Consider the following 25,748-nt stretch of genomic DNA (forward strand, 5'->3'; position numbering starts at 1 on the left):
CATCGCGGGGTGACGGCGGTAACCTGCCCGCTCGTACGGGCCTTTCGCCCGCCCCCGCACCTTGGACCCCCATGCCCACGAACGACGACCCCGCCCCGGCCCCGCCGCCGCGCGTCCCGCGCCGCGGCCTCGGCCGGGGCCCGGGCACGCACCAGGGCAGCACCCCACCGCCCCCCGGCACCGCGACCGGCGGGCCCGCCGCGCCCCCTGAGCCCGTCGACCCCGCCGGCACCCCGGAGCCCGCCACACCCGCCGAACCCGCTGAGTCGCCGCGGGAGGCCGCGCCGGAGCCCGCTGGCCACACGGGGGCCACGGAGCCGCGCGCGGGCGCTGACGGCGCCGCCCAGGCCCCGCACGGGGACGCCCCGCCCCAGCCGCCCGGCGCCGACGCGCCCCCGGCGGCGCCCGGCGACGAGGCCGTACCTCCGGGTGACCTGCCGCCGGACGACGTACCGCCGGGCGCGGAACCCGAAGCGGAGGCCGTCAAGGCGGCGGACGGGGGCGGCGAGCCACCCGCCGACGACGGCCGGTTCACGGTCCGCCTCGCCAACTTCGAGGGCCCCTTCGACCTGCTGCTCCAGCTCATCTCCAGGCGCAAGATGGACGTCACCGAGGTGGCGCTCTCGCAGGTCACCGACGAGTTCATGGCCCACATCCGCGCCATGGGGCCGGACTGGGACCTCGACCAGACGACGGAGTTCCTGGTGGTGGCCGCGACCCTGCTCGACCTGAAGGCGGCCCGGCTGTTGCCGTCGGCCGAGGTCGAGGACGAGGCCGACCTGGCCCTCCTGGAAGCCAGGGACCTGCTGTTCGCGCGGCTGCTCCAGTACCGGGCCTACAAGCGGATCGCCGACATCTTCCAGGAACGGCTGGACGGCGAGGCCCGCCGCTACCCGCGCACCGTCGGCCTGGAGGCGCACCACGCCGAGTTGCTGCCGGAGGTGGTGATCCGGATAGGAGCGGACGGCTTCGCGAAGCTGGCCGTGAAGGCGATGCAGCCCAAGGCCAAGCCGCAGGTGTACGTCGACCACATCCACGCGCCGCTGGTCAGCGTCAGGGAACAGGCCGAGGTCGTGATCGCCCGGCTGCGCCAGCTCGGCGCGACCGACTTCCAGACCCTGACCGCCGACGCCCCCGACACCCTCACCGTCGTGGCCCGCTTCCTCGCCCTCCTCGAGCTCTACCGGGAGCGCGTCATCACGCTCGACCAGGAGGAGGCGCTCGGCGCGCTGCGCGTCCGCTGGACCGGCGCGGAGGGGGAACGGCCGCGCGTCACCGACGAGTTCGACCAGCAGCCGGGCGAGCGCGAGCCGGCCACGCCCGCGCCACCGGCCGCCGACCCCGAGCCGGCGCCCCGTACCGCGGGGGCGGACCCCGGCGGTGCGGCGGACGAGCGGGTGGCCGGTACGAGCGCGGCGGTGCCGGCCGATCCGGGCGCGGCCGACCAGCAGCCGGGAGGACCCGGACCAGGCAGCGAGTGGGAGGCGCGGCGATGACCGAGCGGGACGAGGCACCGGAGCGGCAGGCGTCACGGGAGCCCGCCGACCGCGCGGCGCGGGCGCCGGGCGGTACGGACCCGGCCGAGGCGTACCCCACCCGGGAGCCGGACCCGGCACGGGCGGCCGACCTGGACGCGCCGTACGCGGCCGACCCCACCGATCCCGCCGACCCCACCGATCCCGCTGACCTCACCGATCCCACTGGCCCCGCCGACGCCGACACCGACCCCGCCGCCCCCGCCGACATCGACGACGCCGGAGAGGCCAGGGACGCCGGGGGAGAGGGGGCCCCCGACGGTGCCGGCGCCGCGGAGGGGGTGGCCGGGCTCGCGTTGCGGCCCGCGCTGGAGGCCGTGCTGATGGTGGTCGACGAGCCGGCCACCGAGGAACACCTGGCCAAGGTGCTCGGCCGGCCCCGGCGGGCGGTGGCCGACGCCGTGCGGGAGCTGGCCGACGAGTACACCCGTCAGGGGCGCGGCTTCGAGCTGCGCCTGGTGGCGGGGGGCTGGCGGTTCTACACCCGGCCCGAGTACGCCGCGGCCGTCGAGGGGTTCGTGCTCGACGGCCAGCAGGCCAGGCTCACCCAGGCCGCGTTGGAGACGTTGGCCGTCGTCGCGTACCGTCAACCGGTCAGCCGTTCGCGTGTCTCCGCCGTACGCGGAGTGAACTGCGACGGCGTGATGCGGACCCTCCTGCAGCGCGGTCTGGTGGAGGAGGCGGGCACGGAACCCGAAACAGGTGCGATCCTGTACAGGACGACGAACTACTTTCTGGAGCGGATGGGCCTGCGGGGCCTGGACGAGTTGCCCGAGCTGGCACCGTTCCTGCCGGAGGTGGACGCCGTCGAGGCGGACTCGCTTGAGGGGGTCCCCTCGTTCGACCCGGACGCACCGGACGACGCAGACACCACGACGGCCCACTCGACTACGGAACCTTGATGCGAAGCAGTGACAGGAACAGCGGCGGCAACCGGAACCCTCGGAGCGGGGGTGGCGGCAGGCGTGACGACAAGCCACGGCGCTCGGGCACGCCCCGGCCCGAGGAGCGCCGCTACGACGTCGGCAGCACGGGGCAGTCGGGCGCGAACCGGCCGGGCGGCGTCGGCGGCGGCGGTGGCAAGGGCGCGCCGAAGGGCGGCCCGAAGGCGGGTGGCCGCGGCGGCCCGGCGGCCGGCGGTCGCGGGGGTGCCCCGGCCGGTGGTCGTGGCGGCGCCCCGGCGGGCGGTCGCGGTGGCGCGGCCGGGCGGCCCGGCGGCAGCCGAGGGCGCTCCGTCCCGGCCCGCCCGCGCGAGCTGGACGCCCAGATCGAGGAGCGCAACCGGGCTCGGCACGACAAGCCGAAGCTCAACCTGCCCAAGACCTTCGGCGACCAGGACGGCGAGCGGCTGCAGAAGGTGCTCGCCCGCGCCGGCATGGGCTCGCGGCGCGCCTGCGAGGAGCTGATCGACCAGGCCAGGGTCGAGGTGAACGGCCAGATCGTCACCGAGCAGGGGCTGCGCGTCGACCCGGAGAAGGACGAGATCAAGGTGGACGGCCTGACCGTCGCCACCCAGTCGTACCTGTTCTTCGCCCTCAACAAGCCCGCCGGCGTCGTCTCCACCATGGAGGACCCGGACGGCCGCCAGTGCCTCGGCGACTACGTCACCAACCGCGAGACCCGGCTCTTCCACGTCGGGCGCCTCGACACGGAGACCGAGGGCATCATCCTGCTCACCAACCACGGCGAGCTGGCGCACCGCCTGACCCACCCCCGGTACGGCGTGAAGAAGACCTACCTCGCCGCGATCCAGGGCCCCATCCCGCGCGACCTCGGCAAGCAGCTCAAGAACGGCATCGAGCTGGAGGACGGGTACGCGCGCGCCGACCACTTCAAGGTCGTCGAGAACGTCGGCAAGAACTACCTGGTCGAGGTCACGCTGCACGAGGGCCGCAAGCACATCGTGCGCCGCATGCTCGCGGAGGCCGGGTTCCCGGTCGAGAAGCTGGTCCGCACGAACTTCGGCCCGATTCCGCTCGGCGACCAGAAGTCGGGCTGGCTGCGCCGGCTGACCAACACCGAGGTCGGGATGCTCATGCGCGAGGTGGACCTCTAACCACGCCGCACGGCCCGGGGCCCGTGCGGCGCGGGCGGGCCAGGCGGCCCGCCCCTGGCGTGGCCGGCCCCGGGGCCGGCCACGGCCCCGGTCACGACCAGGGGCCGAGCGACACCGCGCGCCCCTCCTCGTCCCGCTTGACCTCCATCATCCCGGCCACCGCGGTCCGGTTGACGTGCCCGTACACGTGCGGGAACCGGGTCGTGGCCGGCACGCCGGGCGGCGGCGCGGGGTCGGCGGCCTCCCAGCGCACCATCACGTCGAGCTTCCCCTCGTCGATGAGCAGCACCATCAGCGGGCCGACGGCGTACCGGAAGCGTGCCGTGGCCACGGCCAGCGTCGTGGCCTCGTCGGGCGAACAGTGCACGAATCCGTCCTCGGCGAGCGAGCGCGGGGCGTACGGACGGTCGGGCGCGACCAGCCAGTCGTCCAGGGGAACCACGTGGTAGATCATGCGGAACGTTCTACCGGAACCGGGGCGCTTCGTACCCCCTCCGCCCCGCGGGACGGCGCATCGCACCCCACTTGCCCGCCCCGGCCACCGGCCGCACACGCCCCCGGCGCGCGGCCCACTCGCGCCCCCGCCACGCGCCCGTCTCGGCTGTTGGGCGGCGGGCCATCGGCCGGCCGGCGCTGGTTAGGGTGGCGGTAAGCGGTAGGTGACAGCGCCAGCCCGTAGCCCGCAGAAGGACACCACTTCGTGAGAACCGCCCTCGTCATCGGTACCGGCCTCATCGGCACCTCGGCCGCCCTCGCGCTGGCGGGCCGGGGCGTCCACGTACACCTGGCCGACCACGACCCGGCACAGGCCCGCACCGCCGCCGCCATGGGCGCCGGCAGCGACGCCGAACCCGAGGGGCCGGTGGACCTGGTCATCGTTGCCGTGCCCCCCGCGCACGTCGCCGACACCCTCGCCGACGCGATGCGGCGCGGCCTGGCCCGCGGCTACCTGGACGTCGCCAGCGTCAAGGGCGGCCCGCGCCGCGAGCTGGAGGCCAAGGGCTGCGACCTGACGCACTACCTGGGCACGCACCCGATGTCGGGCCGCGAGCGGTCGGGGCCGCTGGCCGCCAGCGCCGACCTCTTCGAGGGCCGCCCCTGGGTGCTCACGCCGTCCCGGGACACCGACACCGAGGTGCTGAACCTGGCCCTGGAGCTGGTGGCGCTGTGCCACGCCGTGCCCGTGGTGATGGACGCCGACGCGCACGACCGCGCCGTGGCGCTGGTCTCGCACACCCCGCAGCTCGTCTCCAGCATGGTGGCGGCCCGGCTGCAGAACGCCGACGAGACGGCCGTGCGGCTGTGCGGCCAGGGCATCCGGGACGTCACCAGGATCGCCGCCTCCGACCCGGCGATGTGGATCGACATCCTCTCCGCCAACCCGGGCCCGGTCGCCGACGTGCTGGCCGAGCTGGCCGACGACCTCGCGGAGACCGTACGGGCCCTGCGCTCCCTGGAGTCCGGCGCCGAGGACGCGCGCGAGGACGGCGCGGCCGGCATCGCCGACGTGCTGCGCCGCGGCAACGCGGGCCGGGTCCGGGTGCCGGGCAAGCACGGCGCCGCGCCCGCCGCCTACGACACGGTGACCGTCCTCATCGGCGACCAGCCGGGCGAGCTGGCCAGGATCTTCGCCGACGCGGACCGGGCCGGCGTCAACATCGAGGACGTACGGATCGAGCACGCGACCGGCCAGCAGGCGGGCCGCATCCAACTGGTGGTCGAGCCGAACGCGGTGCAGCCGCTGACGGTGGCGCTGCGCGAGCGGGGCTGGCCGCTGCGCCCGTGAGCGCGCCGCGTCGCGACAGCCGGTTCTCGGCCATTGTGGTGGCCGAAGTGTGACGCCTCGCCCCGGGCCCGGCGGCGTGGGCGTGTACGCCGCCGGGCCCGGGGCACCCGCGTTTACCGACAGTCCACATGACCACGGGAGGCAGGATGCGCGCACGGCGGCTCACTCGACGGACAGGCAGCGGCACGGGCGCCGGGCCGGCGTCCCGCCGGGGGCGTACGACGATCGCCGCCCTCGCGGTGACCGGCCTCGCCGCGTGTACGGCCCTGACCGGGTGCGGAAGTGACGACGGCTCCGACGACAAGACGGACAAGGCGGGCGGCGGGAAGAGCTCGGAAAGCCCGGAGACGCCCGGCGCGGGGGCGGATCAGAGCCAGGTGGTCCAGACGGCCTACGAGAAGACCGCCGAGGCGGAGACCGCGAAGATGCGACTGGTCACGAAGACCAGCGCGGGCTCGAAGGACGTCACGGTGCGGGGCGAGGGCGTCATCGACTTCGACGACGGCGCGTCGAAGCTGAGGCTCTCCGGGGACGGGAAGCAGCTCGAACAGCGGGTCGTCGACGGCGTGCTCTTCCAACAGCCGCCGAAGGAGGAGCGCAAGCAGATCCCCGGCGGCAAGCAGTGGATCAAGGTGGACCTGGCGAAGGTCGCCGAGCGGAACGACCGCTCCGGAGGAGACCAGATCAGCGACCCGGCGGCGTCCGCCCAGTACACCAAGGCCATCTCCGACGGGAAGGTCAAGAAGCTCGGCAGCCAGGAACTGAACGGTGTGCGGACCACCCGTTACCAGGTGAGCATCGACGTGGACAAGCTCGCCGGCCCCCACAAGGCCGAGGCCGCCCAGCTCAAGAAGCAGTTCGGCCGGCACCTGCCGATGGACCTGTGGCTCGACGACGACGGCCGTATCCGGCGGCAGCAGATGGAGCTGACGCCGAAGCAGGGTGAGATGAACGCGCAGCGCGTGACGGCCCGCACGGTCATCGACTTCACCGACTACGGCACCGACGCGGAGGTCGAGGCGCCGCCGCGCGGCCAGACCGCCGACGTGACCAACAAGCTGACGGGATGACGTGGTGACGGGGTGACGGAGTGACGCGTGTGGGGCGGGGCGGCCGGAGCCGGCGGTTCTCGGGTCGTCCCCGCACCGCCGCCGACCCGGGTGAGACCCCGGGTGGGCCCCGGGTGGGGGCCCGCGCGGCGCTCGGGGCCGGTCGCCACACCACGGGTGGCGGCCGGCCCCCGGCCTACGGCGGTGGGCTCGGCTGCACGGGGTGGTCATTTCAACCAGTAACCTTGTCGGAGACCTCTCGTTTCGCGATCACTCCGCGTCCGCCCCGTAGTAACGCCCCGTGCATGAGGAAGGTGTCTGTCACCGTGGAAACCGCCGCCCGGACCGCATCGGCAGCAGTCATTGTCGGCATCGACGGCCCCTCCGGCACGGGCAAGTCCAGCACCTCCAAGGCCGTCGCCGCCAAGCTCGGCCTGCGCTACCTGGACACCGGGGCCCAGTACCGGGCGATCACCTGGTGGATGCTGAGCAACGGCATCGACGTGAACGACCCGGCCGCCGTCGCCGACGCCGCGGCCAAGCCCGCCATCGTCTCCGGTACGGACCCGGCCGCGCCCACCATCAGCGTGGACGGCGCCGACGCCGCCGGCCCCATCCGCACCGCCGAGGTCACCGCCGCCGTCAGCGCCGTCAGCGCCGTGCCCGAGGTGCGCGCCCGGCTGACCGCGTTGCAGCGCACCATCGCCGCCGAGGCGCCGCACGGCATCGTCGTCGAGGGCCGCGACATCGGCACCACCGTGCTGCCGGACGCCGACCTCAAGATCTTCCTGACCGCTTCGGAGGCGGCCCGCGCCGCCCGCCGCAGCGGCGAGCTGGGCAGCAGGAGCGCCGCGGACATCGCCGCCACGCAGGCGGCGCTGGCCAAGCGGGACGCGGCCGACTCGGGGCGCAAGACCTCTCCGCTGGCCAAGGCCGCCGACGCGGTCGAGGTGGACACCACCGAGCTGACCCTGGAGCAGGTCATCGAGTGCGTGGTCACCCTGATCGAAGACAAGCAGGGCGCGTGAGCACGGCCGCGGCACAGCGGGCGACGGGGCCGCGGCAGGCACCGAGCGGGCCGGGTGCCGCGGTCGGTCGCCGCATCGGCATCGGCCTGATGTACTCGCTGTGGCGACCGCGCGTGCTCGGCGCCTGGCGGGTGCCGACCAGCGGCCCGGTCATCCTCGCGGTCAACCACGCGCACGGCGTCGACGGACCGATGCTGATGGGCACCGCGCCCCGGCCGGTGCACTTCCTGATCAAGAAGGAAGCGTTCGTCGGACCGCTCGACCCGTTCCTGCGCTCCATCGGCCAGCTCAAGGTGGACCGGGAGATCGCGGACCGGACGGCGATCACCGACGCGCTCGCCGTGCTGCGCCGCGGCGACGTGCTCGGCATCTTCCCGGAGGGCACCCGGGGCGAGGGCGACTTCGCCGCGCTCCGCGCCGGCCTGGCCTACTTCGCGGTGCGCGGCGACGCCCCCATCGTGCCGGTGGCGGTGCTGGGCACCAGCGAGCGGCGCGGCCGGGCCATAGCGGCCCTGCCCCCGCTGCGGTCCCGCATCGACATCGTCTTCGGCCCGGCCTTCCGCGCCACCGACGACGCCGGCGGCGACCCGACCGGGGCGGGCGCCCCCCGCGCCCGGGCCACCCGGGCAGTCCTGGACGCGGCGACCGTCCGCATCCAGGCGCGGCTGAGCGAGCACCTGGCCGACGCCAGGCGCCGCACCGGCCGCTAGACAGACGTGAGCGGTGGGCCGTGAGGGCCCGCCGCCGAGGGACGACGAGGAACACTTCATGAACGACCAGATCCACACCGGCGACGAGCACGGTGAGCTTGGCGACGCCGAGTACGCGGAGTTCATGGAGCTCGCCGCGCAGGAGGGCTTCGACCCCGAAGAGGTGGAGAGTGGCATCGCGGCGGCCGGCCACGGCCCGCTGCCGGTGCTCGCCGTCGTCGGACGCCCCAACGTCGGCAAGTCGACCCTGGTCAACCGCATCCTCGGGCGCCGCGAGGCGGTCGTGGAGGACCGCCCGGGCGTGACCCGGGACCGGGTGACGTACGAGGCCGAGTGGGCCGGGCGCCGCTTCAAGGTGGTGGACACCGGAGGCTGGGAGCAGGACGTGCTCGGCATCGACGCCTCGGTGGCCGCGCAGGCCGAGTTCGCGATGGAGGCCGCCGACGCGGTCGTCTTCGTCGTGGACTCCTCCGTCGGCGCCACCGACACCGACGAGGCCGTGGTCAAGCTGCTGCGGCGGGCCGGCAAGCCCGTCGTGCTGTGCGCCAACAAGGTGGACGGCCCCGCGGCCGAGGCGGACGCCGCGGCCCTGTGGTCGCTCGGCCTCGGCGAGCCCCACCCGGTCTCCGCGCTGCACGGCCGGGGCACCGGTGACATGCTCGACGCCGCCCTGAACGCGCTGCCCGAGGCCCCGGCCCAGACCTTCGGTACGGCCATCGGCGGCCCGCGTCGCGTCGCGCTCATCGGCCGCCCGAACGTGGGCAAGTCCTCGCTGCTGAACAAGGTCGCGGGCGAGGAGCGGGTGGTCGTCAACGAGCAGGCCGGCACCACCCGCGACCCGGTGGACGAGCTGATCGAGCTGGGCGGCAAGACCTGGAAGTTCGTGGACACCGCCGGCATCCGCCGTCGCGTCCACCTCCAGGAGGGCGCCGACTACTACGCGTCGCTGCGCACCGCGGCGGCGCTGGAGAAGGCGGAGGTCGCGGTCGTCCTCATCGACGCCAGCGAGTCCATCAGCGTGCAGGACCAGCGGATCATCACGATGGCCGTGGAGGCCGGTCGGGCGCTGGTCATCGCGTACAACAAGTGGGACACCCTCGACGAGGAGCGCCGCTACTACCTGGAGCGGGAGATCGAGCGGGACCTCGTGCAGATCCCGTGGGCCCAGCGGGTCAATGTCTCGGCGCGTACAGGGCGGCACATGGAGAAGCTGGTCCCGGCGATCGAGACCGCCATCGCCGGCTGGGAGACCCGGGTCCCCACCGGGCGGCTGAACGCCTTCCTCGGCGAGATCGTGGCCTCCCACCCGCACCCGATCCGCGGCGGCAAGCAGCCGCGCATCCTGTTCGGTACGCAGGCGGGCATCAAGCCTCCACGGTTCGTCCTGTTCGCCTCCGGCTTCCTGGAGGCCGGCTACCGCCGCTTCGTGGAGCGCCGGCTGCGCGAGGAGTTCGGCTTCGACGGCACCCCGATCCACATCTCGGTGCGGGTCCGCGAGAAGCGCGGGCGCAAGAAGTAGCGGCCCGGGGTCAGACCCCAGGCCGCCGCGCGCACGGGCCGCTCCGGCGGCTCCGCCAAGCCGGTGCCCCCGCCGCCGCGTCCAGCCGACGCGGCGGCGGTCTTCCTACAGGCCGCGTCGCCTGCCGTCCCGGGGCGCGGGCGGCAGCGCCGCCGGCAGGTTGGTGCGCTGGTGGCGCCCGTTGCCCGACCAGCCGCCGCCGTCCCAGGTGCCGGTGCGCTCCCAGCCGCCCGGGCGCTCCCACGCGCCACGCTGCTCGCGGTGGCCGAACGCCGTGAACCCCAGGTCCTCCTCGCCCGAGCGGTCCCCCGGCAGGGCCCGGAAGGACCTGCGGTACTCCGCGTACAGGGCGTCGAAGATGGGCGTGGCCGACGCGACGTGCTGGTGGGGCCGCGCGTGGTCGGGTCCCTCGTGCGGGGGCCGCATGCTGGGGATCGGGGGCTGGTAGGGGTCGCGGGGGGCGGGCTCGTATGTGTGCACGTAAGCGCCAACGACCCGATCGCTCGTCGGATGCGGGGAGTATGGCGAATGCGCCACCCGTGAGGCGTATGGGGGAGTGTGTCCGAAGTGGGCGTTCGGGCGGGCGCGTTCCCGGTCCGGCGTCACGGACCGGGAACCGTACGGGGCGACGCCGTACGGCTGCGGGCCCTGCCCCCGCGCGGGCGCGGCCCGCATCACGTGCCCGCGAGCGGCATCGCCGCGGCGACCAACTGCCCGCTCGCCGCGGCCCGCTCCAGGGCCGAGCGGAGCAGGTCCTCGCGCGGCTGCTGGCCGATGACGCCGGCCGGGGCCGCGTAGACGAACACGGTGTTGCTCTTGTTCGCGGCGGCCCGCCACCCCTCGGTCACGTGCAGCGGCTGGTGGGCCTGCCACCACGCGGTGGACGCGGTGCCGTCGGCGCCGGGGGAGAGGACCGCGTGCAGTTGGCCCATGGCCAGCAGCACCGACCAGCCCGAGTTCCGCTCCGGCCGCTGCTCCAGGTCGGTGACCGGCCGGAAGCCCTGCTCGGTGAGGAGGGTCAGGAAGTCGTCGCCCGGGCCGTCGGAGCCGGGCCGGACGATGGGCCCGGTCGGCTCGACCACGAGCCCGGGGTGGACGTCGCCGTCGAGCAGGATCAGCCCGCTGGTGACGCCGAGCACCGCCTGCCGTGGGTCGCTCTTGGTGATGCTGTCGGCGTCCTGGCTCGCGGTGATGGACCGCACGGCCCCCTGCAACTGCTCCTCGGAGACCGTGACCACCTGCGAGGGGATGCAGGAGGCGTGCGCGAAGGCGAGGACGGCGGTCTCGTCACCCACGAACAGGACCGTGCTGGTGGGCTCCTGCGCGGCGTCGCCGGGGGTGCGACACGAGGTGCAGTCGTAGTTGCCCGGGGTGTTGTCGCCGACGAGCAGCCGTTCGGCCTCTTCGTCGCCGATCTCGGCGCGTACGTCGTCGCTGACGTCGAGCATGCGCGGCACGGGTGGCTCCTCGAAATCGTCTTCATGCGCCGGGTGGACCCCCGGCTCGTAATGAGCACAACGGGGGACCAGCGGCGGGGGTCACGCCGGGCGCGACGCGGAAACGCGCCGTCCCCGGGCCGCCGCCAGCCCCGCCTGGAAGCGCTTGCGGGCCGCTGTGACCCGCCCCGCCGCTGGCCCGCGAGGGGCCGGGCACGGGGCGGCTGGGCCCTGTGGGGCGGCCGGATCACGCCCCCGCGAACCGCCGCGCGCGAGCCCGACCGGCCGGCGCGGTGGCGCGTACGCGCTCGGGCGGGCACCCTTGGGCAGCGAGCGAACGATCGTCATGGCCTCGGGGCACCCGCTCCGAGCGGCCGGTGGTCCGGGTGCGCCGGGCGCGGGAGCGACCGCGCCGGTTCGCCCGACCCGGTGACGCCCGGCAGCGCGGCGCCCCGGGACGGACCGCGCCGACCGGCCATGATGATCACTCGGCTGGGAAAGTTCCCGTGGGGTGCTACCGATTGCACATCGCTTGGGGAACAAGATGGTGTGCGGGGCCAACCCCGCAACCGTTTTCCTGGTCTTACCCAGAAGTTAAGGCGGACGAGCGACCGTCCGCGGGGAAACCGTGGGATGACGGGGACGGATGCATATCTCATTCCTGATTCACAACGCGTACGGGATCGGCGGGACGATCCGCACCACGTACAACACTGCCCGCACGCTCGCGGAGCAGCACGACGTGGAGATCGTCTCCGTGTTCCGGCACCGCGACGAGCCGGTCTTCGACCCCGGCTCCAAGGTGACGTTGCGGCATCTGGTGGACATCCGTAAGAACAGCCCGGACTACGAGGGCAACGACCCGCGGTACACCAAGCCCGCCCGTGTGTTCCCGTACACCGAGGGCAGGTACAAGCAGTACAGCGAGCTGACCGACCTGCGCGTCGCCGAGCACCTGGCGGGCCTGGAGACGGACGTGGTGGTCGGCACCCGGCCCGGGCTCAACTGCCACATCGCGCGCGAGGCGCGGCGCGGGATCGTGCGCGTGGGGCAGGAGCACCTGACCCTGAGCACGCACTCCAAGGGCCTGAAGAAGACGCTGCGCGGCCTGTACCCGAGGCTGGACGCGGTCACCACGGTCACCGAGGCCGACGCGCGCACCTACCGGCGCCAGATGCGGCTGCCCGGGGTGCGGGTGGAGGCGGTGCCCAACAGCGTTCCGGAGCCGGGGATCACCCCGGCCGACGGCACCGGCAAGTGGGTCGTGGCCGCCGGCCGGCTGGCCCCGGTGAAGCGGTACGACCTGCTGATCAAGGCGTTCGCCAAGGTCGTGGCGCAGCGCCCGGACTGGCGGCTGCGGATCTACGGCGCCGGCACGGAGCGGGACAAGCTGCGTGCCCTGATCGACCGCCTCGGGCTCTACAACCACGTCTTCCTCATGGGCCCCGCCAACCCGCTGGACCCCGAGTGGGCCAAGGGCTCGATCGCCGCCGTCACCTCCAGCCTGGAGTCGTTCGGCATGACGATCGTCGAGGCGATGCGCTGCGGGCTGCCGGTGGTCTCCACCGACTGCCCGCACGGCCCCGGCGAGATCATCGACGACGGCGTGGACGGCCGGCTCGTCCCCGTCGGCGACGTCAACGCGATCGCCGGCGCCCTCCTCGACCTGATCAACAACGACGAACTGCGGCAGCGCATGGGCGGCGCCGCGCTCGCGAACTCGGCCCGCTTCGACCCCTCCCAGGTCGCCGGCCGGTACGAGGCGCTCTTCAGTGACCTGATGTCGCGCGGCGGACTGCGCGGCTCGCTCCACCGCACGCGAGGCGCCCTGCTCAGTGGCGTGTACGCGACCAAGGACGTCGGACGACAGGCGTTCAGAAAGGTACGTGCCGCATGACGACCCCCCCTGCACAACTGCCCACGCCCGCCTCCCGGCCCGAGGCGAGCGCGCCGCTGCGCGCGGACAGCGTCGCCGACTCCGCGGGCGGCCTCACCTTCGACATCGTCGACCTCGCGCTGCCCGACCCCGCCGACTGGAACGCGGCGCTCGTGCTCAGGCTCCGGGGCGACGCGGAGGGCGCCGACGAGGTGCGGCTGCCGCTGTCGCCGGCCGGCGAGCGTCGGGTACGGGCCGTGCTGCCCAGCACGGTCGCGCTGCCCGAGGGCCGCTGGGACGTGTACGTGGCCGTGGGCGACGAGCGGCCCCGGCGGCTCGCGCCCGGCCTGAACGACCTGCGCTCGCTGGTGGACCGCAGGCCGGGCCCGAGCCTGTCGCCGCTGGCCGTGTGCATCCCGTACACCACCAAGCACGGCAACCTCTCGCTGCGAAGCTGGCTGCGGGCCCCGCACGCGGAGGCCGGCGAGCTGCGGGTGGCGGACGGCACGCTGACCGGGCGTGGCCGGCTCTACCGGGTGGAGCGCCCGGTGGCCTGGCTGTCCGGCGCGGTGGTACGGGCCCGGCTGCGCCGCGACCCGTCGGTGGCGCACGAGGTCCCGGTCACCGCGGACTGCGCCGACTTCGACTTCTCGCTGGCCTACGCGGACCTGGCCGCGCACTGGGACGGCGGGCAGGACGTGTGGGACCTGTGGCTGGCCCGGGCCGACGAGGACGAGGAGGCCGACGGCCGGGCGGCGGCGGAAGCGGCGGCGGAGGCCGCCCCGGCGGACCGGCCGCCCGCGACGCGGGTGCGCATCGCGCGCATCCTGGACGACGTCGTGGACAAGAAGCCGGTCTTCGCCTACCCGGCGCTGTCGTTGAGCACCGACCGCGGCACGGTCCGCGTCACCCCGTACTACACGGCGGACAACGACCTCTCGGTGCGCGTCGAGGGGGCGTAGCGGCCGTCGGTGTGAGTCATGACACCGCCGCGGGGCGGGGCATTTTGCATGAGCCGTGGTGGGCGGGGCACTCGATTGTCCTGGAGGTGTGAACTATGGTTCCTGTTCTACTGGTTCTGCTGCTGGCCCTGATCCTGTTCGGCGCCGGCTTCGCGATCAAGGTGCTGTGGTGGATCGCCATCGCCGTGTTGGTCATCTGGCTGCTCGGCTTCCTGGTGCGCTCCACCACGCCGAGCGGCCACCGCTCCCGCTGGTATCGATGGTGAGCGGGTCGGTCCGGGCGCGCGGCACCCCACCACGGTGACCGCCGCGCCGGCGAGCCGTCCGGCGACCGGGCCGGCACCGAACGACGCGTTCGGTGCCGGCCCGGTCGTCACCTGTGGGCCCGTGCCCGCGCCCGACCACCGGGCGCGGGCACGGGCGCGCCGGGCCGAGGTAGCGGGCGATGACGGCGCCTCGCGTCCGCCCACCCCTACCGGTTCCTCGCGGACCGTAGCTGTCCGCGGTGGCTGGCAGACTGCTGCCCATGTTGGAGACCTCGGCCCGACTCCTGCGTCTGCTCTCGCTGTTGCAGACCCACGGCGGCCTCGCATCGACGGACCGGTACGGCGCGAGTGGCGGGCGCCGCAGTTGGGCGGGCGCGGAGCTGGCCGAGCGTCTCGGTGTCACCCCGCGCACCATCCGCCGCGACGTGGACCGGCTGCGCGAACTCGGCTACCCGGTGCACTCCGTGCCCGGCACGGCGGGCGGCTACCAGCTCGGCGCGGGCGCCGAACTGCCGCCGCTGCTGCTCGACGACGACGAGGCGGTGGCCGTCGCGGTGGGGCTGCGGATGGCCCCCGCCGGGGTGGAGGGCATGGACGAGAGCACCGTGCGCGCCCTGGCCAAGCTGGAGCAGGTGCTGCCGGACCGGTTGCGCCGCCGGGTCTCGGCGCTCAACACGTACACGGTGCCGATGGTCGGCGCGCAGGGTCACGCCGCCATCGACCCACGGGTGCTGACCGAGTTGGCGCACGCCTGCCGGGACCGGGAACGGGTCCGCTTCGAGTACCGCGACCACGGGGGCGGGGTGAGCCGCCGCACGACCGAGCCGTACCGCCTGGTGTGCTCGCGGGCGCGCTGGTACCTGGTGGCGTGGGACCTCGACCGCGCCGACTGGCGCACCTTCCGGGCCGACCGCATCACCCCCAAGCCGCCGCACGGGCCGCGCTTCGAGCACCGCGAGCCGCCCGCCGAGGACCTGGCCGCCTACGTGTCGCGGGGGGTGTCCGTGACCGCGTACGCGCACCGCGCCACCGTGCTCTTGCGCGTCCCGGTGGAGCGTGCCGCGGAGCGGATATCGCCGACGGCGGGCGTCCTTGAGGCGGTGGACGAGCACTCCTGCCTGCTGCACACCGGCGCGCACGCGCTGGACGTGCTGGTGCTGCACATCGTCCTGACGGGCTTCGACTTCGAGGTGCGCGAGCCGGCCGAGCTGCGCGAGCACATCAGACGGATTCGCGACCGCCTCGATCGGGCTCTGCCTTGATGCTCGCCTCTTCAAGGCGCGCCACGCGCGGGTGGTGCAGGTCGAAGGCGGGGGACTCGGAGCGGATGCGGGGCAGGGTGAGGAAGTTGTGCCGTGGTGGCGGGCAGGAGGTCGCCCACTCCAGCGAGCGGCCGAACCCCCACGGGTCGTCCACGGTCACCGGCGGCGCGTAGCGCGCGGTCTTCCAGACGTTGTAGAGGAACGGCAGCGTGGACAGGCCGAGCAGGAAGGCGCCGACGGTGGAGACCATGTTGAGCGCGGTGAAGCCGTCGGCCGCCAGGTAGTCCGCGTATCGGCGCGGCATGCCCTCCACGCCCAGCCAGTGGTGGACCAGGAACGTGGCGTGGAAGCCGACGAACAGGGTCCAGAAGTGGACGCGGCCCAGGCGCTCGTCGAGCATCCTGCCGGTGAGCTTCGGCCACCAGAAGTAGAAGCCGGCGAACATCGCGAAGACGACGGTGCCGAAGACCACGTAGTGGAAGTGGCCCACCACGAAGTAGCTGTCGGTGACGTGGAAGTCCAGGGGCGGCGAGGCCAGGATGACGCCGGTGAGGCCGCCGAACAGGAAGCTGACCAGGAAGCCGATCGACCACAGCATGGGCGTCTCGAAGGAGATCGACCCGTGCCACAGGGTGCCGATCCAGTTGAAGAACTTCACCCCGGTCGGCACCGCGATCAGGAAGGACAGGAAGGAGAAGAAGGGCAGCAGCACCGCGCCGGTGGCGAACATGTGGTGGGCCCAGACGACCACGGACAGCCCCGTGATGGCCATCGTCGCCCCGATCAGCATCACGTAGCCGAAGATCGGCTTGCGGGAGAAGACCGGGATGATCTCCGTGACGATGCCGAAGAACGGCAGCGCGATGATGTAGACCTCCGGGTGCCCGAAGAACCAGAACAGGTGCTGCCACAGGATCGCCCCGCCGTACTCGGCCTCGAAGACCACCGCCCCGAAGCGCCGGTCCGCCTCCAGGCACAGCAGCGCGGCGGCCAGCACGGGGAAGGCGACGAGCACCAGGATCGAGGTGAACAGCACGTTCCACGTGAAGACGGGCATCCGGAACATCGTCATGCCGGGCGCGCGCATCCCGATGATGGTGGTGAGGAAGTTGACCGCGCCCAGGATCGTGCCGAAGCCCGACATCGCCAGGCCCATGATCCACAGGTCGGCGCCGATGCCGGGCGAGTGGGTGGCGCTGTTGAGCGGCGCGTAGGCGAACCAGCCGAAGTCGGCCGCGCCGTTCGGCACCAGCATGCCGCTGGTCACCATGAGCCCGCCGATGAGGAACAGCCAGTACGACAGCATGTTCAGGCGCGGGAAGGCCACGTCGGGGGAGCCGATCTGGAGCGGCATGATCTCGTTGGCGAACCCGGCGAAGGTCGGCGTCGCGAACAGTAGCAGCATGATCGTGCCGTGCAGCGTGAACGCCTGGTTGAACTGCTCGTTCGAGATGAGCTGCAACCCGGGGCAGGCCAGCTCGGCCCGCATCACCAGGGCCAGTAACCCCCCGAGCAGGAAGAAGCCGAACGAGGTGATCAGGTAGAGGTGGCCGATCTTCTTGTGGTCGGTCGTCGTCAGCCAGTCCACCACCACGCGACCGGGCCGCCGCTCCCGAACCGGCCCGGTAGCCGCCTGGGCGGTCTCCGTTCCCATGCGTGCTCCCTCTGGGCGTCTGCTCTGCCGGGCTTCGGGTACCCGCCATGATGCGGGGCGCCCGCGGCGGGGGCGGCGGTACGACACGCGCACGGCGCGCCGTTTCGCCCCCTTCTGCCCTGTCCGCGAGCTACTTATGAGGACCTGTGTGGGGATCGTTGTCGGGCTTGTCTGGTGTGTCTGGCATGTGGGCGTCAGTGGGGGAAGTCGGTACGTGTAGCTATGGCCAAACCTGTGTGCGAACGGCCAGATCAATGTGGTGGAACTGTGCGCTCCCTGTGTGATGCGGTATGCATTTCCGTTAGCCGTTCAATTTCCTACGCGTAGCCGCCCGACGGCGCGCGACGCGGCCCTTTTCGGGCGCCGGAATGAGAAATTGATGAGAACTCGGCCGCCCCTTCCGACGGGGAACGGAAGGGCCTTACGGGTGACGCGGTACGCGGCAAACCGGGCCGTGTTTTCTGTGACCCAAGTGTGACCAGTGAGGCGCCCGTGGGCCATGTTCCGCTGGCAGGGCCCCGCCTTCCGTCACCCGGCGGGGGCGCCTACGGTGGCTGGCATGGCACCTCTACCGAACCCCCCGGCCGAACCGGCCGACGACCTGGACTCCTACGTGGGCCTCGCCGGCGAGGCCGCCGAGCGGCGGGCCAGGGAGCGCGGCTGGACCACCGTCAGGTCGCTGCCGAAGGGCGCGATCATCACCATGGAGTACCTGACCGGCCGACTGAATTTCACCGTCGAGGACGGCGTCGTCGCGCGCTGCTGGAAGGGCTGAGCCGGTGGCGGCGAAGCCCCGGCGCGGACGACGAAGGCCCCGACGCTCCATCGAGCGTCGGGGCCTTCGCCGTCGGGTGGCCCGCCGGTGTGCGCGCCGATCGTGCGGGCCGCGGTCGCGCGGGCGGCGCCGCGCGACCGCCGGCCGTCAGCCGCCGGTGCGTCCGCGCGGGGCGCCGGCCGAGCCGAGCGGCGCGCTGCGGGAGCGGTCCGCGTGCGGCGGGCGGCGGCTGCCGGTCGGGGTGACGGGGGTGCGCTCGGAGCGCGCGGTGTGCGGCCGGGCCGGATGGTGCGGCCAGCTCTCCGGGGCCCGCGCGGCACCGCCGGCGCGGCCGGCCAACGGCAGCCGCTCGCGGGGGTGGTGCTCCTCGTCCGAAGTGGCCCGCGGCGTGCTCAGCGCCGGGTTGGCCAGCGCGGCCGTCGGCTGCGGGGTGAACAGGGAGCCCGCGCGCAGGCGCGCCCAGGCGATCCGCAGCACCATCTCGGCCCAGGCCATCGGCGCCTCGAACATCGGCAGCGCCAGCAGGATCAGCAGGCCGGCGGCCCAGCCGAGGAGCACGTCGCTGACCCAGTGCGTGCCGAGGTAGACCGTCGTCATCCCCACGCCCAGGGTGACCACGGAGGCGATCACCGAGGCGACCCTGCGGGCCCCCGGCGTGGTCGCCAGGTAGGCCAGCACACCCCAGGTGACCACGGCGTTCGCGGTGTGACCCGAAGGAAATATATCGCCGTCGGCCCACATCTCGTTCGAGCCGACCACGGTCGCGTAGTGCGGGCCCAGGCGGCCCATGCCCAGCTTCGCGGCGCCCACGGTCGCGTTCAGCAGCAGCAGCGAGGTGCCGAGCAGCAGCAGCGGGCGCGGGCTGCGCTGCCGCCAGCAGCACCAGCCGAGCCAGGCGGTCACCATGACGGCCGTGGGCCCGCGCTGGCCGAGCACGACGAAGTAGTCCAGGAAGGTGTGGAATTCCGGCCACTGCTTGTACGGCCGGAACAACATGACTTGCCAGTCGAGCCTCACCAGCCAGGAGGTGGTGAGCACGCCGACCACCGTGGCCACGTAGACCGCGAGAGTGGACCCCAGCAGCCAGCCCCGCGTCCGCGTCATGCGCGGTCGCGCGACTTTGGCTGGGCGCTCCTCCGCCTGAGGAAGCTTGTCATCGGTACGCACTCAATCGACATTACATTGCGTGACAGGTGACATCGGTCGATCACGTCTCTTTGTGATGACGATGTGATGTGGAGAGGGTCTCGTTCTCGGCATTGCCGTTCACGATTTCACGGAATGCCGGGAGTGCTTGTCTATTCCCGTAGCGCTTCTCATCGGGATCGCGCGGAACCCGTTTATTCTATTAGCGCTCCTCTGTTTATCGCTGATTGGCCCTGGCGTTCCCCGCCGTTTCCCATCCGGTTGCCGGGCGGCGGCCGACCCCACCGGACGCGCGGTGATCATCTCGGTGAACGGCCGGTGTCGCGGCCCGAGTCCCGCGCGACGGCTCCTGGCGCGCGATCACATCCGGCCATAGTGCGCGCCGGTGGCCTCCGCGCGCGCCGCGGCCCCGGCCGGGGGCGCGAGGCTCGGGCGGATGTCCGACCGCCGACGGCTTGGTCGGGCCGTCGCCGAGCCCGGTACGGGCCCGGGCCGTGCGGGTCGGGCGGGGTGTGAGCGCAGGTCAGACGAATGGTTGGGGCAAATGGGGCAAGGGGCTCACAGGGCGGTGAGGTACGTGGCCCCCACCGCGACTCGCGTACGCTGACGTCTCACTCGCCCAATCCGCAGGGCCACCGGACTGCCTTCTCGACGTCACGTCGACGTCATGCCCCGAGCAGGTCCCGCGCCGCGAGCGCACCACAGGGAGGTACCTCTATGACCGGGACGACCACGACCGGCAACCGGCGGTCAGCGGGCGTTTCCCGGTCCGGGCCCGGTGCCTCGCGCTGGCGCGACGCGAGCGGCGGCGCCGACCGCTGGCTCGTGCTCGTGGTGCTGTGCGTGAGCCTGCTGCTGGTCGCCGTGGACGCCACCGTGCTGCACGTCGCGGTCCCGGCCGTCAGCGAGGACCTGCGCCCCGGCTCCATGGAGCTGCTGTGGATCGTGGACGTCTATCCACTGGTGTGCGCGTCGCTGCTGATCCTCTTCGGCACCCTCGGCGACCGGGTGGGCCGCCGGCGCGTCCTGCTCCTCGGCTACGGACTCTTCGGCCTGGCCTCCGCGCTCGCCGCCCTGGCGACCACGCCCGAGGTCCTGATCGTGGCCCGGGCGCTGCTCGGCGTGGGCGGCGCGATGATCATGCCGGCCACGCTGTCGATCCTCCGCCAGGTCTTCCCCGACCGGCGCGAGCGCGCCGTCGCGATCGGCGTCTGGAGCGCCGTCGCGGCCGTCGGCGCCGCGGCCGGCCCCCTGCTCGGCGGCTTCCTCCTGGAGCACTTCTGGTGGGGCTCGGTCTTCCTGATCAACATCCCGCTGATGGTCGTCGCCCTGCCCGTCGGCCGCTGGCTGCTGCCCGAGTCCACCGGCGACGGCAACGGCCCCTGGGACGTGACCGGCGCGCTGATGGCGGCCTTCGGCCTGTTCGGCGCCGTCCTCGGCGTCAAGCGGCTGGGCAACGGGCAGGGCCTGGCCGAACTCGGGACCGCGTGCCCGACGCTGCTGGGCGGCGTCCTCCTGGTGCTCTTCGTGCGCCGCCAGCGCCGGCGCGACAACCCGCTGGTGGACCTGGCCTTGTTCGCCCGGCCCGCGTTCGGCACGGCGGTGGGCTGCATCGTGCTCGCCATGCTGGCCCTGGTCGGACTGGAGCTGATAGCCGCCCAGTACCTGCAACTGGTCCTCGGCCTCACCCCGCTGGAGACCGGCCTCCGGCTGCTGCCGCTCACGTTCGCGGCCATGGCCGCCGGCCTCGTGGGCTCCCGCATGCTGCACCGGCTCGGCCCGCGCACCATGGTCGCCCTCGGCTTCGCGATCACCGCGGGCGCCGTCCTGTCGCTGACCGCGATGGGCCAGCACGACCGCCCCGCCGTCCTGGTCTGCGGCTTCGTCCTCCTCGGCTTCGGCCTGGAGACCACCCTGTTCGGGGCGTACGAGTCGATGCTCAGCGAGGCGCCGGCCAAGTGCGCGGGCGGGGCCGCCGCCATCGGCGAGACCTCCTACCAACTCGGCGCCGGCCTCGGCATCGCCCTGCTCGGCAGCGTCATGAACGCCGCCTACGCCCCACGGGTCGCCGCGACACCGGGCATACCCGACGACTCCGCCAGGGCCGCGAGCCATTCGCTCGGCGAGGCGTACGAGGTCTCCGACGCGCTCGGCGGGGCGTCCGGCGCGGCGCTGCGGGCCGCCGCCCGCGACTCCTTCGTCACCGGCCTGCACAGCACGCTCTGGGTCAGCGCCGGCCTGCTGCTGCTCGGCGCGCTCGCCGCGCTGTGCCTGCCGCGCACCATGGACGGCCCGGCGGACCCGGACGACGACACGACCCGCCCGACCCCCGCGCCCAAGCACGCGCGCGGCAAGGAAAACACCGTGCCGCGCCGGCGCCGGCATCCCGACGCGCCCGACGCGGACGAGCACGCCGTGCCCGACACGACCCCGGCCACCTCGTCCGCACGCCGCTGACACGCGCGCCCCGCGCCGACGCCGACGCCGAACCCGCGACGCTGGCGGCAAAGGGGGGCTGGACGCCGTCTCGTACCCGGAAGTAGCGTCGGACGCAACGGGATGATCACCCCGGTCGCCGAGGCGGTACGGGCCCCGGCCGCCGGTCCCGACCCAGACCGCACCCGAGCCGGAGGCCGCCCTCATGTCCGCGCGCACCTTGCCGCCGTTCGACCCGACCGACCCGCTGGGCATCGACGACCTCCTCGCGCCCGAGGACCTCGCGGTGCGCGACACCGTCCGTAACTGGGCCACGGACCGGGTGCTGCCGCACATCGCCGACTGGTACGAGCGCGGCGAACTGCCCGGCATCCGCGACCTGGCCAGGGAACTCGGCTCCATCGGCGCGCTCGGCATGTCCCTCACGGGCTACGGCTGCGCGGGCGCGAGCGCCGTCCAGTACGGGCTCGCCTGCCTGGAGCTGGAAGCTGCCGACTCCGGCATCCGCTCCCTGGTCTCGGTGCAGGGTTCCCTGGCCATGTACGCCATCCACCGCTACGGCTCCGAGGAGCAGAAGCAGCGCTGGCTGCCGCCGATGGCGGCGGGGGAGGCGATCGGCTGCTTCGGCCTGACCGAACCCGACCACGGCTCCGACCCCGCGGGCATGCGCACCACGGCCAGGCGCGAGGGCTCCGACTGGGTGCTCACCGGCCGCAAGATGTGGATCACCAACGGCTCGGTGGCCGCCGTGGCCGTCGTCTGGGCGCAGACCGACGAGGGCGTCCGCGGCTTCGTCGTGCCGACGGACGCGCCCGGGTTCTCCGCCCCCGAGATCCACCACAAGTGGTCCCTGCGCGCCTCGGTCACCAGCGAACTCGTCCTCGACCAGGTGCGGCTGCCGGCCGATGCGGTGCTTCCCGAGGTCACCGGGTTGCGCGGCCCGCTGAGCTGCCTCAACCACGCGCGGTACGGGATCGTGTGGGGCGCGCTGGGCGCCGCGCGCTCCTCGTTCCACGCGGCCCTGGACTACGCGAAGACCCGCGAGCAGTTCGGCAAGCCGATCGGTGGCTTCCAGCTCACCCAGGCCAAGCTCGCCGACATGGCGGTCGAACTCCACAAGGGCCTGCTGCTGGCGTACCACCTCGGGCGTCGGATGGACGCCGGCCGGCTGCGGCCCGAACAGGTCAGCTTCGGCAAGCTCAACAACGTGCGGGAGGCGATCGAGATCTGCCGTACGGCCCGCACCATCCTGGGCGCGAACGGCATCTCGCTGGAGTACCCGGTGATGCGGCACGCCACCAACCTGGAGTCGGTGCTCACCTACGAGGGCACGGTGGAGATGCACCAGCTCGTGCTGGGCAAGGCGCTGACCGGGCTCGACGCGTTCCGCTGACGGGCCCGGCGAGGCGGGTGGGCCGAGCGCGACGAGCGGGATGAGAGGCGCGAAGGAATCGAGCGGGGCGCGTGGGATGCGCGGGACGGGCGGGGTGGCGGCGCAGGTCGGGTGACCGGGGCCGGACCCGGCCCGGCGGCGTGCGCCGCGAAGGCGCGCACGCCGCCAGGTCAGCTCTGGTTGAAGAAGCCGCTGTTGCCGCGGCGGGCCTCGCCGCTGACGACCTGGTAGTCAGGCGGTGTGAGCAGGAACACCCGAGTGGCGACCCGCTCGATGGAGCCGCGCAGCCCGAAGGTCAGCCCGGCGGCGAAGTCCACCACGCGCTTGGCGTCGGCGGGCTCCATGGCGGTGAGGTTCACGATCACCGGGATGCCCTCGCGGAACAGTTCGCCGATGCCCCGCGCGTCACGGAAGCCGTCCGGGGTGACCGTGGCGATGCGCGAGCCCTGGTCCTGCGCGGCCTGGTCGGCGACCCGCACCCGCGGGTCGGTCACCCAGGCGTCGCCGGGCTCGGGGCCCTCGGAGTAGTCGTCGTCGTAGTAGCGCTCATCATCGCTGTCGTCGACGAGGCCAAGCCAAGCACTCGCCTTGCGCACCGATCCCATGGACGCCTCCTCTCACGTGCGGTGGGTACTGTCCGCTCCTCTATGGTCGGCCATGTTGTAGATGATGTGCCAAGCGGATTGCCGCCGCACAGGGGATTCGTGACGGTACTGGTGCACAACGCATGCCCAGGAATCAGAGTTCCTCCCCTGCAGGGGGCCTGACGGCATGGTAGTTAGACTCGCCGGCTAAATGAGTGACGCCACGCGGCGTACGGGGGAACGAGGAAGCTTTGTTTGGGATTGTCCGACCATGTCGGCATCGCTTGTCGGATCGTCTCCGCACCGACTGGATGGCACATCTGTGCGGGCTGTGCCTGGCGCTACGGGCCGACCACGGCCAGTTCGCCCGAGTTGCCACCAACTATGACGGCCTGATTATTTCCGTCCTGGTGGAGGCCCAGTCGCCGGAGGTCACCCGCGCGGCCGGGCGGCGCACCGCCGGGCCCTGCCCGCTGCGCGGCATGCGCACCGCGCCCGTCGCGCGCGGCGAGGGCGCCCGACTGGCCGCCGCCGTCTCCCTCGTGCTGGCGTCGGCGAAGGTCCGGGACCACATCGCCGACGGCGACGGCGCGCTGGGCCGCCGCCCGGTGGCCGCCGCGGCCCGTCGGGTGGCCACCCGCTGGGACCGGGCCGGCGCGCTCACCGGCTCCGACCTCGGCTTCGACACGGCCGTGCTGGTGGCGGCGGTGGACCGGCAGCCGGACATCGAGGCGCTCGCCGGCCGCGGCACCCCGCTGCTGACCATCACCGAACCGACCGAGACCGCGACCGCCGCGGCCTTCGCGCACACCGCTGAGCTGGCCGGCCGACCGGCGAACCGGGCCCCGCTCGCCGAGGTCGGGCGACTCTTCGGCCGTCTCGCGCACCTCCTGGACGCGGTGGAGGACCTGGACGAGGACGCGCGCACCGGCGCGTGGAACCCGCTGCTCGCCACGGGCGCGACGCTCGCCGAGGCGCGGCGGCTGTGCGAGGACGCGGTGCACGGGGTGCGGCTGGCCCTGCGGGACGTGGAGTTCACCGACGGCAAGCTCGCCCACGTGCTGCTCGCGCACGAGCTGCGGCACGCCGTGGATCGCGCGTTCGGCCCCACCTGCTCGCACCCGGCGGGCCACCCCGCGAACCCGTACGGCCCCGGAACCCAGCAGCCGTACGGCAATCCGTACGCCCAGCCGCACGGCGGCCAGCCCGCGCACGGCAACGGTCCGTACGCCCCGTACGGCGGCCTGAACGCGCCGCAGGGCTCCCACGGCACACCCCAGCCGCTGCACCCGGGGCCGGGCCACGGCGGTCCGGACGGGGACTGGTTCGGTGGCGGGGGCGGCGACGGCGGCGGAGGTGGCGACGCCGGCGGCTCCCCCGGCCGCCCGCCGCGCCGACGCTCACTGGTCCCCGGCTGCGCCGTCTGGCTCGGCCTGTGCTGCACGTGTCAGCTCTGCTGCCGCGAGGAGTACCACGACCCGTGGAGCGGCGACAAGCGCGGCGGCTGGTGCCACAAGTGCGAATGCTGCGAGTGCTGTGAGTGCTGCGAATGTTGTGAGTGTTGCGACTGTAGTTGCTGAGTACCTGCCTGCCCGCGCGGGCGGAACTGCTCGGTGGGGCTGCTGACCTCCGCCCGCTTTCGGCCCTCGCCGCGCTCGCGCGGCGGCTCGCGGTTCCGCTGACGCGGATCGAGCGCTCGGGGCACGAGCCCTGGCTGGAGCGGCCGGCGGCGGTACGCGCGCATGTGCGGCGCTTCGTCCGTGGCGCGGTTGGTTCTGGCGGGTAGTGGCGCGGCGAGTCTCCGATGGGTTACTCGGGTGCGGGTGTGGTGAGGGTGGCTGGTGGTGTCGGGGGCGGCGTGGAACCTCGTCACGCGCGTGAGTGGGCGCCGGAGGCGACGGTCGGTGGGTGGCCGTCGCCTCCAGGGTGGGGCGAGGTCGGGTTCAACAGGTAGCAGCGGCATGGGAGTTGAGAGGCCAGTGTCGTACGGCCGTGAGGTGGGTGGAGTTCGGGGCGGGACGGGCCGAGTCGTGGTGTGGGCGAGGGTGGGTGAAAGTCCGGGGGAGCGACGTCAGGACAGGGTGGTGCGTGAGCAAGGCGAGGGGAGGCCGAGCGTTGACCGTGTGGGGATGCGTGCCGAAAAGCGTGGGTGCGGGGCGCGTTCGCCCGCGCGGGGGTTGGGGCCGTAACGGCTGAGGTCACGGGGGGCCGAGCGCGGCCGGGCCGGTGAGGGCGGGCGCTCAGGCGTGAAGGAGCAGTGTCAGCCCGAACAGGA

Annotated in this window: 22 protein-coding genes; 16 read left to right on the top strand and 6 right to left on the bottom strand. The window is 73.4% G+C overall.

Features of this window, described 5'->3' with window-relative positions; genetic code table 11:
- Positions 1-71: 71 nt before the first annotated feature.
- The 3 genes from H7H31_RS28485 (at position 72) to H7H31_RS28495 (ending at position 3,591) form a co-directional block, all read left to right on the top strand.
- Complete coding sequence (locus H7H31_RS28485; protein WP_232110127.1) at positions 72-1,496, top strand: segregation and condensation protein A; 1,425 nt, start codon at positions 72-74, stop codon at positions 1,494-1,496.
- 362 nt (positions 1,497-1,858) lie between these two features.
- Positions 1,859-2,437 carry an SMC-Scp complex subunit ScpB gene (gene scpB, locus H7H31_RS28490; protein WP_372454997.1) on the top strand — a complete coding sequence of 193 codons (579 nt, stop codon included), beginning with the start codon at positions 1,859-1,861 and terminating at the stop codon, positions 2,435-2,437.
- The gene (locus tag H7H31_RS28495; RefSeq protein WP_176160922.1) at positions 2,437-3,591 is read left to right on the top strand and encodes a pseudouridine synthase; all 1,155 of its coding nucleotides are present in this window, start codon (positions 2,437-2,439) and stop codon (positions 3,589-3,591) included. Before scpB ends, H7H31_RS28495 begins: the two co-directional genes overlap by 1 nt.
- Before the next feature lie 91 nt (positions 3,592-3,682).
- Here H7H31_RS28495 and H7H31_RS28500 read toward each other — a convergent pair whose 3' ends face one another.
- Positions 3,683-4,045, bottom strand: a complete 363-nt coding sequence (locus H7H31_RS28500; protein WP_176160921.1) for a DUF952 domain-containing protein — start codon at positions 4,043-4,045, stop codon at positions 3,683-3,685.
- Between the two features lie 246 nt (positions 4,046-4,291).
- On the opposite strand from H7H31_RS28500, the gene H7H31_RS28505 reads away from it, so the two are divergent.
- The 5 genes from H7H31_RS28505 (at position 4,292) to der (ending at position 9,683) form a co-directional block, all read left to right on the top strand.
- A complete protein-coding gene (locus tag H7H31_RS28505; protein ID WP_176160920.1) occupies positions 4,292-5,377 on the top strand; it encodes a prephenate dehydrogenase in 1,086 nt (361 codons plus the stop codon).
- Between the two features lie 146 nt (positions 5,378-5,523).
- On the top strand, positions 5,524-6,447 hold the full coding sequence (locus H7H31_RS28510) for a hypothetical protein (protein ID WP_222625023.1): 924 nt from the start codon (positions 5,524-5,526) through the stop codon (positions 6,445-6,447).
- A gap of 284 nt (positions 6,448-6,731) precedes the next feature.
- Entirely contained in the window at positions 6,732-7,454 is a 723-nt protein-coding gene (gene cmk, locus H7H31_RS28515) for a (d)CMP kinase (protein ID WP_187061422.1), read from the top strand.
- Complete coding sequence (locus H7H31_RS28520; RefSeq protein ID WP_372454993.1) at positions 7,415-8,164, top strand: lysophospholipid acyltransferase family protein; 750 nt, start codon at positions 7,415-7,417, stop codon at positions 8,162-8,164. Before cmk ends, H7H31_RS28520 begins: the two co-directional genes overlap by 40 nt.
- A gap of 58 nt (positions 8,165-8,222) precedes the next feature.
- Entirely contained in the window at positions 8,223-9,683 is a 1,461-nt protein-coding gene (der, locus tag H7H31_RS28525) for a ribosome biogenesis GTPase Der (RefSeq protein ID WP_187061423.1), read from the top strand.
- Between the two features lie 105 nt (positions 9,684-9,788).
- Here der and H7H31_RS28530 read toward each other — a convergent pair whose 3' ends face one another.
- Together H7H31_RS28530 and H7H31_RS28535 are read right to left on the bottom strand one after the other, a co-directional pair.
- Positions 9,789-10,163, bottom strand: a complete 375-nt coding sequence (locus tag H7H31_RS28530; protein ID WP_187118117.1) for a hypothetical protein — start codon at positions 10,161-10,163, stop codon at positions 9,789-9,791.
- Positions 10,164-10,357: 194 nt separating this feature from the next.
- On the bottom strand, positions 10,358-11,140 hold the full coding sequence (locus H7H31_RS28535; protein ID WP_187063941.1) for a hypothetical protein: 783 nt from the start codon (positions 11,138-11,140) through the stop codon (positions 10,358-10,360).
- Between the two features lie 625 nt (positions 11,141-11,765).
- Here H7H31_RS28535 and H7H31_RS28540 point away from each other — a divergent pair.
- The 4 genes from H7H31_RS28540 (at position 11,766) to H7H31_RS28555 (ending at position 15,485) form a co-directional block, all read left to right on the top strand.
- Positions 11,766-13,016: a glycosyltransferase family 4 protein gene (locus H7H31_RS28540; RefSeq protein WP_187063942.1), complete on the top strand. Its 1,251-nt coding sequence runs from the start codon at positions 11,766-11,768 to the stop codon at positions 13,014-13,016.
- Positions 13,013-13,957 (top strand): hypothetical protein, encoded by a 945-nt coding sequence (locus H7H31_RS28545; RefSeq protein ID WP_187063943.1) that lies wholly within the window; start codon positions 13,013-13,015, stop codon positions 13,955-13,957. Before H7H31_RS28540 ends, H7H31_RS28545 begins: the two co-directional genes overlap by 4 nt.
- A gap of 95 nt (positions 13,958-14,052) precedes the next feature.
- The gene (locus H7H31_RS28550; protein WP_187063944.1) at positions 14,053-14,223 is read left to right on the top strand and encodes a hydrophobic protein; all 171 of its coding nucleotides are present in this window, start codon (positions 14,053-14,055) and stop codon (positions 14,221-14,223) included.
- A gap of 260 nt (positions 14,224-14,483) precedes the next feature.
- Positions 14,484-15,485 carry a helix-turn-helix transcriptional regulator gene (locus H7H31_RS28555; protein ID WP_187063945.1) on the top strand — a complete coding sequence of 334 codons (1,002 nt, stop codon included), beginning with the start codon at positions 14,484-14,486 and terminating at the stop codon, positions 15,483-15,485.
- Here the strand turns inward: H7H31_RS28555 and ctaD are convergent.
- The gene (ctaD, locus tag H7H31_RS28560) at positions 15,445-17,139 is read right to left on the bottom strand and encodes an aa3-type cytochrome oxidase subunit I (protein ID WP_187063946.1); all 1,695 of its coding nucleotides are present in this window, start codon (positions 17,137-17,139) and stop codon (positions 15,445-15,447) included. The genes H7H31_RS28555 and ctaD overlap by 41 nt on opposite strands.
- Positions 17,140-17,698: 559 nt before the next feature.
- Here ctaD and H7H31_RS28565 point away from each other — a divergent pair.
- Positions 17,699-17,914 carry a proteinase inhibitor I78 gene (locus tag H7H31_RS28565; protein WP_187063947.1) on the top strand — a complete coding sequence of 72 codons (216 nt, stop codon included), beginning with the start codon at positions 17,699-17,701 and terminating at the stop codon, positions 17,912-17,914.
- 147 nt (positions 17,915-18,061) lie between these two features.
- Here H7H31_RS28565 and H7H31_RS28570 read toward each other — a convergent pair whose 3' ends face one another.
- Positions 18,062-19,018, bottom strand: coding sequence for a phosphatase PAP2 family protein (locus H7H31_RS28570; protein ID WP_187063948.1), 957 nt, complete (start codon positions 19,016-19,018; stop codon positions 18,062-18,064).
- Between the two features lie 759 nt (positions 19,019-19,777).
- Here H7H31_RS28570 and H7H31_RS28575 point away from each other — a divergent pair.
- Positions 19,778-21,517, top strand: coding sequence for an MFS transporter (locus tag H7H31_RS28575; RefSeq protein WP_187063949.1), 1,740 nt, complete (start codon positions 19,778-19,780; stop codon positions 21,515-21,517).
- 184 nt (positions 21,518-21,701) lie between these two features.
- A complete protein-coding gene (locus tag H7H31_RS28580) occupies positions 21,702-22,889 on the top strand; it encodes an acyl-CoA dehydrogenase family protein (protein ID WP_187063950.1) in 1,188 nt (395 codons plus the stop codon).
- Between the two features lie 170 nt (positions 22,890-23,059).
- Here H7H31_RS28580 and H7H31_RS28585 read toward each other — a convergent pair whose 3' ends face one another.
- Positions 23,060-23,494, bottom strand: a complete 435-nt coding sequence (locus H7H31_RS28585; protein ID WP_176160906.1) for a cell division protein SepF — start codon at positions 23,492-23,494, stop codon at positions 23,060-23,062.
- A 230-nt stretch (positions 23,495-23,724) separates the two neighbouring features.
- Here H7H31_RS28585 and H7H31_RS28590 point away from each other — a divergent pair, with 230 nt between their 5' ends.
- Positions 23,725-25,053 carry a DUF5685 family protein gene (locus tag H7H31_RS28590; RefSeq protein ID WP_187063951.1) on the top strand — a complete coding sequence of 443 codons (1,329 nt, stop codon included), beginning with the start codon at positions 23,725-23,727 and terminating at the stop codon, positions 25,051-25,053.
- The last annotated feature ends 695 nt before the right edge of the window (positions 25,054-25,748 follow it).

Origin of the sequence: Streptomyces buecherae (assembly GCF_014295035.1) — a bacterium.
GTDB lineage: Bacteria > Actinomycetota > Actinomycetes > Streptomycetales > Streptomycetaceae > Streptomyces > Streptomyces youssoufiensis.

Excerpts from the sequence above, each read along its gene's own strand:
- H7H31_RS28485 (WP_232110127.1), top strand. The coding sequence starts at position 72 with ATGCCCACGAACGACGACCCCGCCCCGGCCCCGCCGCCGCGCGTCCCG.
- scpB (WP_372454997.1), top strand. The coding sequence starts at position 1,859 with ATGGTGGTCGACGAGCCGGCCACCGAGGAACACCTGGCCAAGGTGCTC.
- H7H31_RS28495 (WP_176160922.1), top strand. The coding sequence starts at position 2,437 with ATGCGAAGCAGTGACAGGAACAGCGGCGGCAACCGGAACCCTCGGAGC.
- H7H31_RS28500 (WP_176160921.1), bottom strand. The coding sequence starts at position 4,045 with ATGATCTACCACGTGGTTCCCCTGGACGACTGGCTGGTCGCGCCCGAC.
- H7H31_RS28510 (WP_222625023.1), top strand. The coding sequence starts at position 5,524 with ATGCGCGCACGGCGGCTCACTCGACGGACAGGCAGCGGCACGGGCGCC.
- cmk (WP_187061422.1), top strand. The coding sequence starts at position 6,732 with ATGAGGAAGGTGTCTGTCACCGTGGAAACCGCCGCCCGGACCGCATCG.
- der (WP_187061423.1), top strand. The coding sequence starts at position 8,223 with ATGAACGACCAGATCCACACCGGCGACGAGCACGGTGAGCTTGGCGAC.
- H7H31_RS28540 (WP_187063942.1), top strand. The coding sequence starts at position 11,766 with ATGCATATCTCATTCCTGATTCACAACGCGTACGGGATCGGCGGGACG.
- H7H31_RS28545 (WP_187063943.1), top strand. The coding sequence starts at position 13,013 with ATGACGACCCCCCCTGCACAACTGCCCACGCCCGCCTCCCGGCCCGAG.
- H7H31_RS28550 (WP_187063944.1), top strand. The coding sequence starts at position 14,053 with ATGGTTCCTGTTCTACTGGTTCTGCTGCTGGCCCTGATCCTGTTCGGC.
- H7H31_RS28555 (WP_187063945.1), top strand. The coding sequence starts at position 14,484 with ATGTTGGAGACCTCGGCCCGACTCCTGCGTCTGCTCTCGCTGTTGCAG.
- ctaD (WP_187063946.1), bottom strand. The coding sequence starts at position 17,139 with ATGGGAACGGAGACCGCCCAGGCGGCTACCGGGCCGGTTCGGGAGCGG.
- H7H31_RS28565 (WP_187063947.1), top strand. The coding sequence starts at position 17,699 with ATGGCACCTCTACCGAACCCCCCGGCCGAACCGGCCGACGACCTGGAC.
- H7H31_RS28570 (WP_187063948.1), bottom strand. The coding sequence starts at position 19,018 with ATGACGCGGACGCGGGGCTGGCTGCTGGGGTCCACTCTCGCGGTCTAC.
- H7H31_RS28575 (WP_187063949.1), top strand. The coding sequence starts at position 19,778 with ATGACCGGGACGACCACGACCGGCAACCGGCGGTCAGCGGGCGTTTCC.
- H7H31_RS28580 (WP_187063950.1), top strand. The coding sequence starts at position 21,702 with ATGTCCGCGCGCACCTTGCCGCCGTTCGACCCGACCGACCCGCTGGGC.
- H7H31_RS28585 (WP_176160906.1), bottom strand. The coding sequence starts at position 23,494 with ATGGGATCGGTGCGCAAGGCGAGTGCTTGGCTTGGCCTCGTCGACGAC.